Origin of the sequence: Halomonas sp. DQ26W (assembly GCF_003339685.1) — a bacterium.
Lineage (GTDB): Bacteria > Pseudomonadota > Gammaproteobacteria > Pseudomonadales > Halomonadaceae > Halomonas.
In genome coordinates this window covers 58,604-74,043 of sequence record NZ_QPKI01000001.1, presented here as the reverse complement: position 1 = coordinate 74,043, position 15,440 = coordinate 58,604, and the positions used below count along the sequence as shown (strand labels likewise).

Annotated in this window: 16 protein-coding genes and 1 tRNA gene; 9 read left to right on the top strand and 8 right to left on the bottom strand. The window is 63.1% G+C overall.

Translation table 11 applies throughout. The features are described 5' to 3' along the window. The first annotated feature begins 57 nt into the window (after window positions 1–57). Window positions 58–134, top strand: a tRNA-Arg gene (locus DU490_RS00340). Between the two features lie 755 nt (window positions 135–889). Here the strand turns inward: DU490_RS00340 and DU490_RS00335 are convergent. Next, window positions 890–1,855: a tRNA-dihydrouridine synthase gene (locus DU490_RS00335; RefSeq protein ID WP_114572356.1), complete on the bottom strand. Its 966-nt coding sequence runs from the start codon at window positions 1,853–1,855 to the stop codon at window positions 890–892. Between the two features lie 173 nt (window positions 1,856–2,028). Between DU490_RS00335 and DU490_RS00330 the strand changes: the two genes are divergently transcribed. The 3 genes from DU490_RS00330 (at window position 2,029) to DU490_RS00320 (ending at window position 5,547) form a co-directional block, all read left to right on the top strand. Continuing rightward, window positions 2,029–2,292 carry an OadG family protein gene (locus DU490_RS00330; RefSeq protein WP_114572355.1) on the top strand — a complete coding sequence of 88 codons (264 nt, stop codon included), beginning with the start codon at window positions 2,029–2,031 and terminating at the stop codon, window positions 2,290–2,292. A 96-nt stretch (window positions 2,293–2,388) separates the two neighbouring features. Then, window positions 2,389–4,212 (top strand): sodium-extruding oxaloacetate decarboxylase subunit alpha, encoded by a 1,824-nt coding sequence (gene oadA / locus DU490_RS00325; RefSeq protein ID WP_114572354.1) that lies wholly within the window; start codon window positions 2,389–2,391, stop codon window positions 4,210–4,212. A gap of 12 nt (window positions 4,213–4,224) precedes the next feature. Then, window positions 4,225–5,547, top strand: a complete 1,323-nt coding sequence (locus DU490_RS00320) for a sodium ion-translocating decarboxylase subunit beta (RefSeq protein WP_114572353.1) — start codon at window positions 4,225–4,227, stop codon at window positions 5,545–5,547. Window positions 5,548–5,622: 75 nt separating this feature from the next. Here DU490_RS00320 and DU490_RS00315 read toward each other — a convergent pair whose 3' ends face one another. From DU490_RS00315 to DU490_RS00290, 6 genes are all read right to left on the bottom strand, one after another. Further along, window positions 5,623–7,230: a gamma-glutamyltransferase family protein gene (locus DU490_RS00315; RefSeq protein ID WP_114572352.1), complete on the bottom strand. Its 1,608-nt coding sequence runs from the start codon at window positions 7,228–7,230 to the stop codon at window positions 5,623–5,625. A 12-nt stretch (window positions 7,231–7,242) separates the two neighbouring features. Beyond that, on the bottom strand, window positions 7,243–8,760 hold the full coding sequence (locus DU490_RS00310) for a tripartite tricarboxylate transporter permease (RefSeq protein WP_114572351.1): 1,518 nt from the start codon (window positions 8,758–8,760) through the stop codon (window positions 7,243–7,245). Window positions 8,761–8,776: 16 nt separating this feature from the next. Next, entirely contained in the window at window positions 8,777–9,247 is a 471-nt protein-coding gene (locus DU490_RS00305) for a tripartite tricarboxylate transporter TctB family protein (protein WP_114572350.1), read from the bottom strand. A gap of 59 nt (window positions 9,248–9,306) precedes the next feature. After that, window positions 9,307–10,281, bottom strand: a complete 975-nt coding sequence (locus DU490_RS00300) for a tripartite tricarboxylate transporter substrate binding protein (RefSeq protein ID WP_181869914.1) — start codon at window positions 10,279–10,281, stop codon at window positions 9,307–9,309. A gap of 109 nt (window positions 10,282–10,390) precedes the next feature. Next, window positions 10,391–10,921, bottom strand: a complete 531-nt coding sequence (locus DU490_RS00295) for a chromate transporter (protein WP_114572495.1) — start codon at window positions 10,919–10,921, stop codon at window positions 10,391–10,393. Window positions 10,922–10,923: 2 nt separating this feature from the next. Next, on the bottom strand, window positions 10,924–11,493 hold the full coding sequence (locus DU490_RS00290) for a chromate transporter (protein ID WP_114572349.1): 570 nt from the start codon (window positions 11,491–11,493) through the stop codon (window positions 10,924–10,926). 153 nt (window positions 11,494–11,646) lie between these two features. Between DU490_RS00290 and DU490_RS00285 the strand changes: the two genes are divergently transcribed. Then, a complete protein-coding gene (locus DU490_RS00285; RefSeq protein ID WP_114572348.1) occupies window positions 11,647–12,306 on the top strand; it encodes a GntR family transcriptional regulator in 660 nt (219 codons plus the stop codon). Between the two features lie 93 nt (window positions 12,307–12,399). On the opposite strand, the gene DU490_RS00280 is transcribed toward DU490_RS00285, so the two are convergent. Beyond that, window positions 12,400–12,870, bottom strand: a complete 471-nt coding sequence (locus DU490_RS00280; protein ID WP_114572347.1) for a LexA family transcriptional regulator — start codon at window positions 12,868–12,870, stop codon at window positions 12,400–12,402. 204 nt (window positions 12,871–13,074) lie between these two features. Between DU490_RS00280 and ccmA the strand changes: the two genes are divergently transcribed. The 4 genes from ccmA to ccmD are packed head-to-tail and all read left to right on the top strand — an operon-like array spanning window position 13,075 to window position 15,440. Next, window positions 13,075–13,719, top strand: a complete 645-nt coding sequence (gene ccmA / locus DU490_RS00275) for a cytochrome c biogenesis heme-transporting ATPase CcmA (RefSeq protein ID WP_114572346.1) — start codon at window positions 13,075–13,077, stop codon at window positions 13,717–13,719. Then, entirely contained in the window at window positions 13,706–14,446 is a 741-nt protein-coding gene (ccmB, locus tag DU490_RS00270) for a heme exporter protein CcmB (protein ID WP_404872822.1), read from the top strand. The genes ccmA and ccmB overlap by 14 nt, the downstream gene beginning before the upstream one ends. A gap of 14 nt (window positions 14,447–14,460) precedes the next feature. Beyond that, window positions 14,461–15,201 (top strand): heme ABC transporter permease, encoded by a 741-nt coding sequence (locus tag DU490_RS00265; RefSeq protein ID WP_114572345.1) that lies wholly within the window; start codon window positions 14,461–14,463, stop codon window positions 15,199–15,201. After that, on the top strand, window positions 15,201–15,440 hold the full coding sequence (gene ccmD, locus DU490_RS00260; protein ID WP_114572344.1) for a heme exporter protein CcmD: 240 nt from the start codon (window positions 15,201–15,203) through the stop codon (window positions 15,438–15,440). The genes DU490_RS00265 and ccmD overlap by 1 nt, the downstream gene beginning before the upstream one ends.

The window sequence follows — 15,440 nt, the reverse complement described above, 5'->3', positions numbered from 1 at the left end:
ATAGCTTCAAGCGTGATTATTGGAAGTTTGCTGTAGCATGTCGTGGTTACATCTTTTGCGCCCGTAGCTCAGCTGGATAGAGTACCTGACTACGAATCAGGTGGTCGGAGGTTCGAATCCTCCCGGGCGCGCCAGATTCAGACCCGTCCTCGATCCGAGGGCGGGTCTTCTGTTTATGGTTATCAGGCCAGTTATGGTTATCAGGCCAGTCAGCCTATCGGATAGTGATAACGGCCCGTTCAGGGAGGAATGTGTTGGCCGCGATCGTTTGGGGTGTTGTCGCTTGTCGACCGCACCCCTTTTTTATGGTTCTACGCAGACTGGCGTGAAGAGGCCGCAGGCCTCCCGGCGGGGTTGCCAGTGCCAGCGACCATCGCCTACGCCGTGGCCTCCGCCAAGGCGCCTGACGGCGCCAGTCGCGATGGAAACCAGCGCTCCAACAATGATTCTCTCCACCAACGCGAACCGCACCGCTGTAGGAGGAAGCTTCAGCTCACGACTGGAGGCCGCAGGCCTCCCGGCGGTGTTGGAAACGTTACGGTTATCGCNAGCAGCGCTCCAACAATGATTCTCTCCACCAACGCGAACCGCACCGCTGTAGGAGGAAGCTTCAGCTCACGACTGGAGGCCGCAGGCCTCCCGGCGGTGTTGGAAACGTTACGGTTATCGCCGTGGCGGCGGCCTCCTCCAAGGCGCCTCTCGGCGCCAGTCGCGATGCAGAGTCGGGGCGCCGAACCGAGCGCTCCAACAAGGAGCGCCTGCGTCGCTATCGCCGAGGCGTCCTTCCACAATGCAGTCTGTGCAGAGCAGGTTCGCGCCAAAGTGTGAAGAACCTTTTTTATGGCTTGATACGGTTCTGATCGCATCGGGAGACCGATAGTGGGTCGTCTCAAGCGGGCTCGCAGGTTTTCTGCCCTAGCGCTGTCGGGGTTGTCTCCAACCCGGCGAGCAGTGCATCGAGGTCGGTAATGCGCTTGAGTTCCTCGAAGTGCTGAGCCGCCACGGCATCTCTATGACGCATCTGATTCAACCACTGCTTGACCAGTGAAACCACCACCCTCGCTTGCAGTTTTTCGCGCTGCGTTGCAGCATACGCGGTGAGGAGTGCGGCTCGGGCCTGCCAGCTAGTGCCAGTAAGACGTTCACCTGTCGCTAGCCAGTGATGGATGCGCGGCGCCAGCCAGGGGTCGGCCAGGGCGCCGCGGCCAAGCATCACATCCCGGCAGCCGGACAGCGTTCTTGCTTTCCAGTAGTCCTCCAGGCTCCAGATGTCTCCATTGGCGACAACGGGAATGCTCAAGTGGCGGCGTATATGTCCGATCCACTCCCAGTGAGCCGGTGGCCGGTAGCCTTCATCGCGGGTGCGGGCGTGCACGACGAGTTGAGTTGCGCCACCCTGTTCGGCGGCCCTGGCGCAGGCGATGGCGAGACGGCGATCTGAAAAACCGAGGCGGATCTTGGCAGTGACCGGCATGGCGTGGCCGACTGCGCCATGCACGGCGGCTACGGCGGCGTGTACTCGGCGCGGATCGCGCAGTAATGAGGCGCCGCCATCATGGCGATTGACCAGTTTGGCTGGACAGCCGAAATTGAGATCGATGCTGCTCACGCCCAGTTGCAGGGCCTGGCGAGCATTGGCGGCCAGGGCTGCGGGATCACTGCCCAGCAGTTGCAGGTGTACCGGTACCCCGGAGGGGGTGCGGGCTGGCTGCAGAGCGAGTTCCGGGCAGGTCTTGTAGTAGACTCGCGGAGGCAGGCGAGCATCGACCACGCGGACGAATTCGGTGACCGTCCAGTCAAAGCCGGGCTGCCGGGTGAGCAGGTCGCGGGTAACGGCGTCGATCACGCCCTCCATGGGGGCGAGCCCGATTCGACCCTTTTTGCGACTCTTTTGTAGTAAATCAACAACGCTGGCTTCCACCATAGGGCGCTTGCAATCTGTCCTGAGTGTGGCAATTTATACGACCGGATTTCTACGCTATTTGACCTGATGGCGTCAGTACGCGGTCAGGTTTCGGGAGAAGGCGCATGCAGGATCTGCAGTTGTTACATGACGGTCTGGCCCTGATGGGGGTTGGCATGGGGTTTGTTTTTGTTTTTCTTACCGTGCTCGTGGTCGCCACTACCCTGATGTCGCTGGTGGTTCGTCGCCTGGCTCCCAAGCCTTCAGTCGCGCAACCCGCCACCGGTCAAGGCACGGCTCCCACCGCTCACCGAACCGATGATGCCGAACTGATGGCCGTCATCAGCACCGCCGTACATCGCTACCGCCATCGCCGCCCTCGCCACTGACTGCTTGCTACTGACTGCATGCTACAGACTGAGAGTGCGTCGAAGGCGCGCCATGTTACTACATAAATACATCGCCATCTCTACGGGGTCATCGTCATGAGTGAGACCAAGCGCCCGCTGGGCATCACCGACGTCGTGCTGCGCGACGCCCATCAGTCGCTGTTCGCGACTCGCATGCGTCTAGACGACATGCTGCCGATTGCCGAGAAGCTCGACAAGGTTGGCTTCTGGTCGCTGGAGTCCTGGGGTGGTGCCACCTTCGACGCCTGTATCCGCTATCTCGGTGAAGATCCGTGGGAGCGGATACGGGCGTTGAAGGAGGCCATGCCCAACACCCCGCAGCAGATGCTGCTGCGGGGCCAGAACCTGCTGGGCTACCGTCACTATGCCGACGATGTGGTCGACCGTTTCGTCGAGCGGGCCAAGACCAACGGCGTCGATGTCTTCCGGGTGTTCGACGCCATGAACGACCCGCGCAACCTGGAGCGGGCCATCAAGGCGGTACGTGACGTACAAGGGCATGCCCAGGGTACGATCTCCTACACTGTCAGCCCGGTGCATACCCTGGATAGCTGGGTGGAGCTGTCCGAGACCATCGCCGAGATGGGCGCCGACTCCCTGTGCATCAAGGACATGGCCGGTCTGCTGACCCCCTACGACGCCTTCGAGCTGGTCTCGCGTCTGAAAAAGGCGCTGTCGATCCCGATTCACATGCAGTGTCATGCTACTACCGGGATGTCCACCGCCTCGATCCTCAAGGCCGTGGAAGCTGGCATTGATAACGTCGATACCGCCATCTCCTCCATGTCGATGACCTATGGCCACAGCCCCACCGAGTCAGTGGTGGCCATTCTGCGGGGCACCGAGCGCGACACCGGCCTGGATCTCGAGCTGCTCGAGGATATCGCCGGCTACTTCCGCGAGGTACGCAAGAAATACGCCGCCTTCGAGGGCTCGCTCAAGGGCATCGACTCCCGCATCCTGGTGGCGCAGGTTCCCGGCGGCATGCTCACCAACATGGAAGGCCAGCTCAAGGAGCAGGGCGCCGGCGACAAGCTCGACGATGTACTGGCCGAGATCCCGCGTGTCCGCGAGGATCTGGGTTTCATTCCACTGGTGACGCCGACCTCCCAGATCGTCGGCACCCAGGCGGTGATGAATGTCATGATGGGCGAACGCTACAAGTCGATTTCCAAGGAGGTCCAGGCGCTGCTCAAGGGCGAGTACGGCGCTGCCCCCGCTCCCTTGAACAAAGAGCTGCAGCAGCGCGTGCTGGAGGGTGGCGAACCGATCACCTGTCGGCCGGCCGACCAGCTCGAACCCGAAATGCAGAGACTCGCCGCCGAGCTGAAGGAGAAAGCCAAGGAGGAGACGATTCGGTTGGCCGAGGGCGAGGGCGAGATCGATGATGTCCTGACCTATGCGTTGTTCCCACAGATCGGGCTCAAGTTTCTCAAGAACCGCGACAACCCCGATGCCTTCGAGCCGGTGCCCCAGGTTCCGGAAGCAGCGGCCAAGGCGAGCCTGCCTGCCACGACGGAGGCCAAAGTGCCGGCCAAGCAGGGTGCTGCCACGACAGGCCCCGAAACCTACACCGTCAAGGTCAACGGTAAGGCCTACGTGGTGGAAGTGGCCGAGGGCGGCGAGATCGGCGAGGTAGCGGAGCAGGGCGGTGCTGCTCCGGCCCCGGCGGCTCCGCCCGAGCCCAGCGGCGAAACCATTGCCGCGCCACTGGCGGGCAATATCTTCAAGGTCAACGTCAAGCCGGGCGATACGGTCAAGGAGGGTGACGTCGTGATCATCCTCGAGGCCATGAAGATGGAAACCGAGGTGCGGGCAAGCAGTGCCGGCACTGTCTCCGAGGTCAAGGTCAGCGAAGGCGACAGCGTATCCGTCGGCGATGCGTTGATCGTGCTGTAAGGGCGACGCCACATGGATAAGCTACTGACCCTGTGGGAGGGCTCGGGCCTCTACAATCTGACCCCTGGCCAGGCGGTCATGATTGTGGTGGGCCTGGTGCTGCTCTACCTGGCGATCCACAAGAAATTCGAGCCGCTACTGCTGGTGCCGATCGGTTTCGGCGGGATTCTTGCCAACATTCCCGAGGCGGGGCTGGCCATCTCGGCGCTGGACCAGGCCATCGGAGTGGCCCGGCCGGCCGTGCTGCATCAGATCGCCTCGGTGATGGGGGCCACGCTCGACCCGCTGGCTGGCGAAGAGGCGTGGCGAGCGACGCTGAAGGCGATTGCCGACAATGGCGCCTCGCCGGATCAAATTCGCGCCGCGCGTGATGTGGCCATGAACGTGGGCTACGGTGACGGCTTGCTCTACACCTTCTACTCGGTGGCCGTGGCGTCGGGCATCGCGCCGCTGCTGATCTTCATGGGTGTGGGCGCGATGACTGACTTCGGCCCGCTGCTGGCCAATCCGCGCACGCTGTTCCTGGGCGCCGCCGCGCAGTTCGGCATCTTCGCCACCCTGTTCGGGGCGGTCGGGATGACCACGCTGGGCTGGATGGATTTCACGCTAGAACAAGCGGCCGCCATCGGCATCATCGGCGGTGCCGACGGCCCCACCTCGATCTACGTCTCCAGCGTATTGGCCCCGGAACTGCTTGGGGCGATTGCCGTGGCGGCCTACGCCTATATGGCACTGGTGCCGCTGCTTCAGCCGCCGATCATGAAGTTGCTGACTTCCAAGCGTGAGCGCGAGATCACCATGACCCAACTGCGTCCGGTATCCAAGTTGGAGAAGATCGTCTTCCCGCTCCTGCTGTTGATGCTGGTGGCACTCTTCCTTCCCGACGCGGCGCCGCTGCTGGGGATGTTCTGCTTCGGCAACCTGATGCGCGAATGCGGCGTGGTGGAGCGGCTGACCGATACGGCCCAGAATGCGCTGATCAATATCGTCACCATCGTGCTGGGGCTGGCGGTCGGCTCACGGCTGATGGCGGAGAGCTTCCTCGCGGTCGAGACCCTGGGCATCATGGCGCTGGGCATGGTGGCGTTTGCCATCGGCACCGCGGCTGGGGTGCTGATGGCCAAGCTCATGAATGTGATGAGCAAGATGCCGATCAACCCGCTGATCGGTGCCGCCGGGGTCTCCGCCGTACCCATGGCGGCGCGCGTTGCCAACAAGGTTGGTTTGGAATCCAATCCGCACAACTTCCTGCTGATGCACGCCATGGGACCCAACGTGGCCGGGGTCATCGGCTCGGCGGTAGCGGCTGGGGTAATGATCAAGTACCTGGGCTGAGCTGCTTCCTGGTCACAGTGCATGAAACGCCAACGGCGCCCACAGGGGCGCCGTTGGCGTTTCATGCAGCTTGGGTTACCAGGCCAGCACGGCACTGTCGGTGCGCGGTTCGGTGCCGCCGCACAGCACGCCGCTGTCGCCGTCGCGCAGGATGACCTGGCCGCGACCGAAGCTCAGGGTGTCGGCCATCTTGACGATGTCATGGCCGCGCCGTGCCAGCGCCTGGGCAAGGTGGTCGGGAAAGTGCGGCTCGACCTCGACGGTCCTGCCCCTGGTCCACTTCCAGCGCGGCATGTCCAGCGCCGCCTGGGGGTTGAGGTGGTCGTCGAGCATGGCGGTAATCACCTGGACGTGGCCCTGGGGCTGCATGTAGCCGCCCATGACGCCGAACGGCCCTACTGCCTGGCCATTCTTGGTGATAAAGCCGGGAATGATGGTGTGGTAGGTGCGCTTGCCGGGCGCCAGGGCGTTGGGGTGCGCCGGGTCCAGGGAGAACCCCCAGCCACGGTTCTGCAGGCTGATGCCGGTACCGGGTACCACGACGCCCGAGCCGAAGCCCTTGTAGTTGCTCTGGATGAACGAAACCATGTTGCCGTCGCCATCGGCGGTGGCCAGGTAGACGGTGCCGCCCTTGATCGGATTGCCGTGCTTGGGGTCCAGCGCCTGCTCGCCGATCAGGCCGACGCGCTCGGTGAGATAGTCGTCGGCCAGCAGTTGCTCCACGCTCGGGCCCATCGCTTCGCGCTCGGTGACGTAACGCTGGCCGTCGACATAGCCCAGCTTGGTGGCTTCGATGCGCCGATGCAGGGTCTCCACCGGGTCCCGCCCCTCCTCGCCCATGCGCTCGAGCATGCCCAGCGCCTGCAGGGCGATCAGCCCACTGCCGTTGGGCGGTATTTCCCAGATATCGTGTCCGCGGTAGCGGGTACTGATCGGCTCGACCCACTCCGGCTGGAAGGCCGCCAGGTCCTCCTTGCGCAGCAGGCCGCCGTGCTCGCGGAAGAAGGCGTCGATGCGTTCGGCCAGTTTGCCCTCATAAAAAGCCCGCCCTTTTGTCTCGGCAATCGCCCTTAGGGAACTGGCATGCCCAGGGGAAGACCAAAGCTCACCTGGGCGAGGAGCATGGCCATTCGGGGCGAAGGTCTCGAACCAGGGCTTCAGGGCGGGGTCATCGTGGCGACTATAGATATCATGGGCCTCTTCCCACATCTGGTTGACGATCGGCGAGACCGGGTAGCCCTCTTCCGCCAGGGCGATGGCCGGGGCCAGCAGATCGGCGAAGGGCAGCTTGCCGAAGCGCTCGGAGAGGGCCGCCCAGGCCGCCGGCGCCCCCGGCACGGTGACCGGCAGCATGCCGTATTCCGGAACCCGCTCATGGCCGAGGGCCTTCATCGCCTCGATGGTGGCCGCCTGGGGGGCCGGACCGCTGGCGTTCAGGCCGTGCAGCTTGCCCTCCATCCAGACGATGGCGAAGGCGTCGCTGCCGAGGCCGTTGGAGGTGGGTTCCACGACGGTCAGCGCCGCGGCGGCGGCGATGGCGGCGTCCACCGCGTTGCCGCCCTGCTGGAGGATCTGCATGCCGGCCTGGGCCCCCAGGGGCTGTGAGGTGGCGACTATTCCCCGGCTGCCGAAGGTGGCCATGCGCCGCGAAGGGCTCGGATAGAAACGCGCGTCGTGCTGCATAAGAAGGCTCCTTTACTGCTCGGGCAGGTTCCTGGCCCTGAGCTGGTTATGTTGGATCTTGCGGTCCTGATAGAGCGAGAAGATCACCGAGGCCACCGCCAGCGCCAGGAACAGTGCCGACAGCGGCCGGGTCAGGAAGGTCATCCAGCTCTCGTCGAGCTCCAGGGCGCGGAACAGCTGGCGTTCCAGGTTGTTGCCCAGCACCACGCCGAGAATCAGTGGGGTGAGCGGCACCCCGGCTTTCCACAGCAGGTAGCCGATCACGCCGAAGACGAACAGCACCCAGATATCGAACAGGTTGTTGTTCAGCGCGTAGGAGCCGATGGCGCAAAGCATCAGCACCACCGGCACCAGGACCTCCTGGGGGATCAGCGAGATCTTGGCGAACCAGCGCACCAGCAGCAGCTGGCAGAGCACCATGATCACCGCGCCGATCAGCAGGCTGGCGTAGATGGCGCCGACCAGTACCGGGTTCTGCTCGAACATCAGCGGCCCTGGCGTGATCCCGTGCAGGATCAGCACGCCCATCATGATGGCCATGGGCAGGTCGCCGGGAATGCCAAGTGCCAGGGTGGGCACGAAGGCGCCGCCGGCCACGGCGCTGTTGGAGGCCTCCGAGGCGACGATGCCGCTGGGGGTGCCCTTGCCGAAGGTCTCCGGGTGTTTGGAAAACTTCTTGGCCTGGTCGTAGCTGATGAAGTTGGCCACGGTGCCGCCGGTTCCGGGCAGGGCGCCGACCAGGCTGCCGATCAGCGACGAGCGCAGGGTGTTGAGCTTCTGACTGCCCATGTCCTTGAGGATGCGGCCGTAGGGGATGGTGACGCTGGTGTCGACGCCCTTGATCTTGCCCTGTTCGTCGCGCAGCTTCTCGAGATTGCCCATCAGCTGGGAGAAAGCGAAGATGCCGATCATCACCGGCAGGATCTCGAACCCGGAGCCCAGTGCGGGTAAGCCGAAATCGAAGCGCAGGTTGCTGTTCCGGTCGTAGCCGACGGTGGTGATCAGCAGGCCCAGGGCGGCGGCCAGCAGCCCCTTGATCAGCGCGCCGCTGGAGAGCCCGGCGACCAGGGTCAGGGCGAAGACGATCAGCGCGGTGATCTCCCAGGGGCGGAAGTTCATGCTGAAGCTGGCGATCAGCGGGCCGAAGAAGACCAGTACGGCCACGCTGATCAGGGTGCCGAGGAATGAGGCCGCCACGCCGATGCCCAGAGCGCGGCCGGGTTCGCCGTTCTGGGCCATGGGGTAGCCGTCGTAGACGGTGGTGATCGAGGAGGGGGTGCCGGGAATGCCGAGCATCACGCCGGAGACGATGCCCCCGGAGTAGCCGCCCACGAACACGCCCACCATCAGCGACACCCCGCTGACCGGGTCCATGGCGAAGGTGAAGGGGAAGACCACCAGGATCGCCATGGTCACGGTGAACCCCGGTATGCTGCCGCCGATGATGCCGAACAGCACGCCGATAACGATCAGCGCCAGTACCGAAGGGCTGCTGACCTGGCCGAGGGCCTGTAGAAAGAAATCCGCCATGTGTCACTCCCGGGCGTCAGGGCAGCCAGACATTGAGGCCGAAGCGGAAGATCACATACACCAGCGGCACCAGGGTGAAGCTGACGGCGAGGTTGATGATCCACTTGCGGCGAGAATCGATTCCCAGCAGCAATCCCAGCGATGTCACCAGGAAGGTCAGGGTGGCGACGAGGTAGCCGAGTACCGGCAGCAGTGCGGCATACAGCCCGAACAGTCCGAACAGCGAGAACACCGTGCGATTATGGCCCAGCCATTGGACGAAGCTGCGCCGGGGCTCTGTTCTTGCCGGCGCGCCGGTTATCAGCGAGCGGACCAGGATCAGCAGTGACAGCAGGCCGGTGACGACCAGCAGGATGCGTGGAAACAGTGCCGAGCCGTAGGGCTGCCAGGAAGTGGGCGGGCGGATATTGCCCGACTCGACCCACATCACGGCAACGATCAATAGCAGGGCCAGCGCCAAGGCGCGGTCCTTGGTAAGTGTCAACATCGAAACGTCTCCCGACCCCCGCCTCGACGTGCCGGGACGGGGGCTCACTCAGTGCAGGCTCAGTTCTGGAAGTCGATGTTCTCGGCGGCCGCCGAGAGCGCCGCTTCGTTGTCGTCGAGGAACTCGAGATAGTCGTCACCGGCGAGGAAGCGCACCACCGAGCCGAACTCGTTCTCGATGCGGCTGCGTACCGTCTCGTTCTCCAGCGCCTGGCCATAGGCCTCGGCGATGGTGTCGAGGACCTCCTGCGGAGTGCCCTTGGGGGCGAAGATGCCGCGGCTGGTGGAGTGGTCCATCGCGATGCCCAGTTCGCGCAGGGTGGCGACGTCGGGCATGCTATCGAGGCGTTCGGGGTGGGCGATGCCCAGTGCACGGAAGGTGTCGTTCTCGAAGAACGAGCCGCCGGACGGCAGGTTGAACATGGCGAAGTCGATCTCTTCGGCCATCAGTGCCGACACCTGCTCGCCGGTGTCGGGGTAGCCCACCAGGCGTACATCGGCCATGTCGATGCCGGCCTCCTGGAAAAATTGTGCCCAGAAGAAGTGGTCGGTGGAACTCGGGATCATGCTGAAGCGTACCTGGCCCGGGTTTTCACGCACGTAGTCGGCGATCTCGTTGGCGCTCTGCACTTCATGGTTGGCGTGCGCGGTGGGGATGTTGATGGTCTGGGTCAGCAGTGCGATCGGCTCGAACGCGTCGAATGAGTAATCGACGGTGCCGGCCAGCTTGGACAGCGCGATGGTGTCGTGGCTGCCGAGCAGGGTGTAGCCGTCCGGGTTGGCATCCTTGACGTTACGCGAGCCGAGCGTAGCACCGGCGCCGGCCATATTGACCGGAACGATGGATTCACCCAGATACTGCTCGGCTTCCTGGGAGATGAGCCGGAAGATGATGTCGGTGGCGCCCCCGGGACCGTAGGGAATGATCAGGCGAATATCCTGCTCGGGATAGTCTGCCTGGGCGGTGCCGGACAGGGCGATGCCGGTGGCGAGGCCGATGGCGGCAATGGTATGGGTCAGCTTCGTACGCGTCATGATGGATCACCTTTGTATTTTTGGTGGTGTAATAGCTGCCGCTCGCCTCGGGCGAGACAGCAACGGAGTGAGCGCGTGTTCCCTCGTTGGGGTGTTGTTATTCAACGTGTCAGCTCAGGAATAGACCTCCGTAAATGAGCGCAGCCAGGACCACGAAGGCCGGATGGGTCTGGAAGCGCAGAAGGGCGATGGCGGCTGCCACACCTATGAGGATGGTATGTACCAGGCCCGCGCTGTTTAGGCCCTCGCTGAAGAAGCTCCATGTCAGCCAGGCCATCATCATTGCGATCACCGGCCGCACCCACTGGCTCATGCGCTTGACGCGGGGGGAGTCGCGATGACGGTAGAGCAGCCCCAGGGCACCCAACATCAGCAGCAGCGAAGGCACCACCGTGGCGAACACTGCGACCAGGGCGCCGCCGATACCCGCCACGTCATAGCCCACATAGCCGGCCATCTTGGTGGCGATGGGGCTTGGCAGGGCATTGCCCAACGCCAGGGTCTCGGCGAACTCTTGGGCGTTCATCCAGCCGTAGCGGCCGACCACCTCCACTTCGATCAGCGGAATGATCGCCGGTCCACCGCCGTAGCCGATGATGTTGGGGATGAAGAAGGCCAGGAACAGCTCCCAATAGACCATCATCATGCGGGCCTCTGCTTGGATGTCGGTCGCAGCAGCGCTGCCGCAAGGATGCCGCCGATCACCCAGCCGGGATGCACACCGAGCAGGTAGATCGTCACACCGGCCACTCCCGCCATGACCAGGCTCACCGCCCAGCCCAGGGCCAGGCGTGACTTGTTCCAGAAGTCCATGGTCAGTTGTCCCATCATGACCATGACCACCGGAACGACAGCCTGGCCCATGCCGTGGATCCAGTCCACGTGGCGATAGCTGCTGAATAGGGCCAGTAGCGCGATCATCGCTACGATCATGGGCAGGATCACGGCGGACACGGCAATCGCACAGCCGGCTGCGCCGGCTACCCGATAGCCGATGTAGCCGGGCATCTTGGTTGCGATGGGGCCGGGTAGGGTGTTGCCGATGGCTAGCACGTCGGCGAATTCTTCATCGCTCAGCCAAGCGTGGCGCTTTACCACTTCCTGTTGTACCAGGGGTATCATCGCGGGACCGCCGCCGAAACCGAGCAGACCGATACGGGTGAAGGCCCAGAACAGAGCGCCAAACGGCACCTTGTCGGGAGAGGCTGTCATGCGGAGGCCATGTTTTTTTCGGCCATGGAGAGGGTCGTTGATTTATTGTTCATTAGTCGTCTTATCGTAAAAGAATCGATTATTTGTACTAGAGTAGATTAAAGAATGAAAAAAGGTCAACCTTCGGTTTCGAGACAAGGTGAAGGAGGGGGCATGGGAAGACCCACCCAGAAGGGGCACATGACGACGTCTGGTCGTATCTACGACACCTTGCGTCAAGACCTGGTAAACGGTCGTTTCCAGGCTGGCGAAAAAGTGGCTATCAATACTCTCAAGGAGCACTACGGTGTGGGGCTCAGCCCACTACGCGAGGCACTTAACCGGCTCGCCGCTTATGGTCTGCTTGAACAGGAGAACCAGCGTGGCTTTCGCGTGCCGCGGCTGGAAAGCCGCGAGCTTGACGACATTGCCGAGATGCGTCGTGAGCTGGAGGGCATGGCCTTGGAGCGGGCGATTCGCTTCGGTGATGCCGAGTGGGAGTCGGAACTGCTGGCGGCGGCGCATCGGCTCAAGCGGGCCGACATGGTGCCGGAAGAGGTCGACGAATGGGAGCGATTGCATACCCGCTTTCACCGTACTCTGGTGGCCCCCTGTGGCTCGGTCTGGCTGTTGCGCTTCATCGAGCAGCTCCATGACCAGTTCGACCGCTATCGCCGCATGGCGCCGGAAGCGCCCGAGGTGCGGCGTGTACTCGATGCCCAGCACGGTGAATTGGTAGCACTTGCCCTGGAGCGCGACATCAAGGCCGCGCGAGCATTGATGGATGACCATATCCGGCGTTCGTATGAGGTGGCACTGAGCGGGGTGACGTGATGGGGTCCGGCCAGGTGATGAACCTGCTCTATTCGACCTCGGTCTCGGATTCCCACCGGGTGCCGGCAGGTACGTCAGAAACCGGGTGGCACATCAGTGGGTGAGCTCGTGCTGACGCACCACGCCCATTACCATGCCCAGCACCTGGATGTCGCTGTTCTTCAGGTAGATGGGGGGCAGGCGCTCGTTGGCCGGCTGCAGGCGGACCCCGCTCTTCTCTATGTATAGCTTCTTCAGGGTGACTTCTTGCTGATTGATCAGTACCACGGCGGTTTCGCCATTTTCCGCGCTCTCCTGGCGTTCGATGATGATCACATCACCGTCGAAGATGTTGCAGTCGATCATGGAGTCGCCGAGCACGCGCAGGGCGTAGGTGTTGCGGCGTACCATGCAGGAGGGGGCATGTACGGCACCGATGGTCGGGCATGCCTCGATGGGCATGCCGGCCGAGACGTCGCCCAGCAATGGGATCTCGACGAGGTCATCACCTTCGATGCGGATCCAGGCCTCGGGCATGGGCAGGTTGGGGCGTCGGTGCAGATAGTGCGTGGAAGCCTGTGGCATGTGGCGTTTCTCTCTCTGATCGAACCTGTGAAAATGTACAGGTATCAAGCATCATAGCAGGCGATGCTTCCCAGGCAAGTTCCCTGGCCAGGGACAAGTCTTGACCTGCGGCAAGATAGGCACCGTGACGCAGGTCGATTACTAGTAGCAAAAAGCCATTTAGTGTAGCATTTCCAGCGAATTTACCATTCCTGGAGAGTGCCGTTGAGCCTGCGTCTGCAAGCGCAAAATCTCGCATGTGAGCGCGATGATCGTTGGCTGTTCCGAGGCCTGGACCTGGATATCCGCGCCGGTGAGATCGTGCGGGTAGAAGGCCCCAACGGCAGCGGCAAGACCACCCTGTTGAAGATACTCTCCGGCCAGTTGGCAGACTACGAGGGTGAGCTTTTCTGGGACGAACGCCCCATGTGTGAAGCACGCGATGCCTTTCTCTCGAACTTGCTTTATATGGGCCATGCTCCGGGGGTCAAGGCGGCGCTGACCCCGCTGGAAAACCTGACCTGGTATCAAGCCATGGCGGGTCAGTCGCAGGATGAGGCATCCCGCTATGCGGCACTGGACGATGTCGGCCTGGCCGGCTTCGAGGACCTGCCGGCAGGCCAGCTCTCCGCCGGGCAGCAGCGCCGGGTGGCGCTGGCTCGTCTGGTGCTGACGCCGCGGTCGCTGTGGGTGCTGGACGAGCCCTTTACCGCCATCGATCGCGACGGTGTTGCGGCCCTTGAGCGGCGCTTGTACGACCATGCCCGCCAGGGTGGCTGTGTGCTGGTGACCACTCACCACGAGCTGACGCCCTGTGCCGAGCTGCGCCGTATCCACCTTGGTGGGGGAGGGCTCGATGATGGGAACTGAAGGCTCGCTGAGCGGGGAAGTCCCGGTGGCCCTTCGCGGGGAACCTGGCGGCGGTTTGGCTGTCGCATTCTGGGCAACGCTCAAGCGTGACCTGGTGCTGTTACTGCGTCGGCGCAGCGAGGTGATGAATCCACTGGTCTTTTTCGCCATCGTGATCACCCTGTTTCCGATCGGCATCTCGCCCGACCCACAGCTGCTTACGGCCATCGCCCCGGGGCTGCTGTGGGTGGCTGCGCTGCTCGCGGCGCTGCTGTCGTTGGACAGCCTGTTCAGGGCCGATTACGACGACGGTACGCTCGAGCAACTGCTGCTCACACCTCAGCCGCTGGCAATGCTTGCCTTAGCCAAGGTGGCTGTTCACTGGCTGCTGACCGGCTTGCCCCTGGCGCTCATGGCGCCGCTGCTGGGGATCATGCTGGCACTGCCTGCGGGCAGCTATGGTGTGTTGGCGATTTCACTGGCACTAGGCAGTGCCAGTCTCAGCCTGATTGGTGCCATCGGAGCGGCGCTGACGGTGGGGTTGTCCCGCGGCGGTGTGCTGCTTTCGCTGCTGGTGCTTCCCCTTTATATCCCGGTGCTTATCTTCGGTGCCGGAGCCGTGCAGGCCGCCATTTTCGGCGACGGTGTCATGGCGCATCTGGCGATTCTCGGCGCGCTGTTGGCGCTGGCGCTGATTCTTGCGCCCCTGGCAATTGCGGCATCACTGCGCATCAGTATCAACGGTTGAGAGGGTGACTAGGCATGTGGGCCTTTATTAACAAGTTGCGTTCCCCGAAGTGGTTCTACGCGATCAGCGCACGGCTCCAGCCCTGGTTCTGGGCCGCGGCACTGATCCTTATCGTTACCGGCACGGTCTGGGGGCTGGCCTTCGCTCCGGCCGATTACCAGCAGGGCAACAGCTTCCGCATCATCTATGTGCATGTGCCGGCAGCCTTCCTGGCCCAGTCGATATTTGTCTCCATGGCAATCGCGGGCCTGGTTTTCATGGTCTGGAAGATCAAGGTCGCCGATATGGCAGCCGCCATGATGGCGCCGCTGGGTGCCGCCATGACCTTCATCGCACTCTTCTCCGGGGCGGTGTGGGGGGTGCCCACCTGGGGCACCTGGTGGATGTGGGATGCACGCCTGACCTCGATGCTCATTCTGTTGTTCCTGTACCTGGGCGTGATCGCCTTGCGCGGCGCCTTCACCAGCCGCGACAGCGCCTCGCGGGCCGCCTCGGTGCTGGCCATGGTTGGGGTCATCAACATACCGATCATCAAGTACTCGGTTGACTGGTGGTATACCTTGCACCAGCCGGCCACCTTCAGCATCACCGGACGCGCCGCCATGCCCATGGAAATGTGGGCGCCGCTGCTGATCATGGTGCTGGGCTTCTACAGCTTCTTCATCGCCTTGACCCTGATGCGGACACGCAGCGAGATCCTGCGCCGGGAATCCAACAAGCGCTGGGTGCGTGACCTGGCAGGGGAGGAGCGCTGATGGCCTTCGAGTCCTTTAACGAATTTATTGCCATGGGGGGGCATGCTCCCTACGTCTGGGCCGCCTGGGGGGTGACCGGTGGACTACTGCTGGCACTAACTCTGCACGCCCGTGCCGAACGTCGCCTGCTGCTGCGTAACCTGCAGCGTCGGGTGCGGCGCGAAGAGCGTCTGGGCGCCAACCAGGTCGACATGGCTCGAGTTTCACATCAAACGGGTGGTAATCGTCATGACACTTAG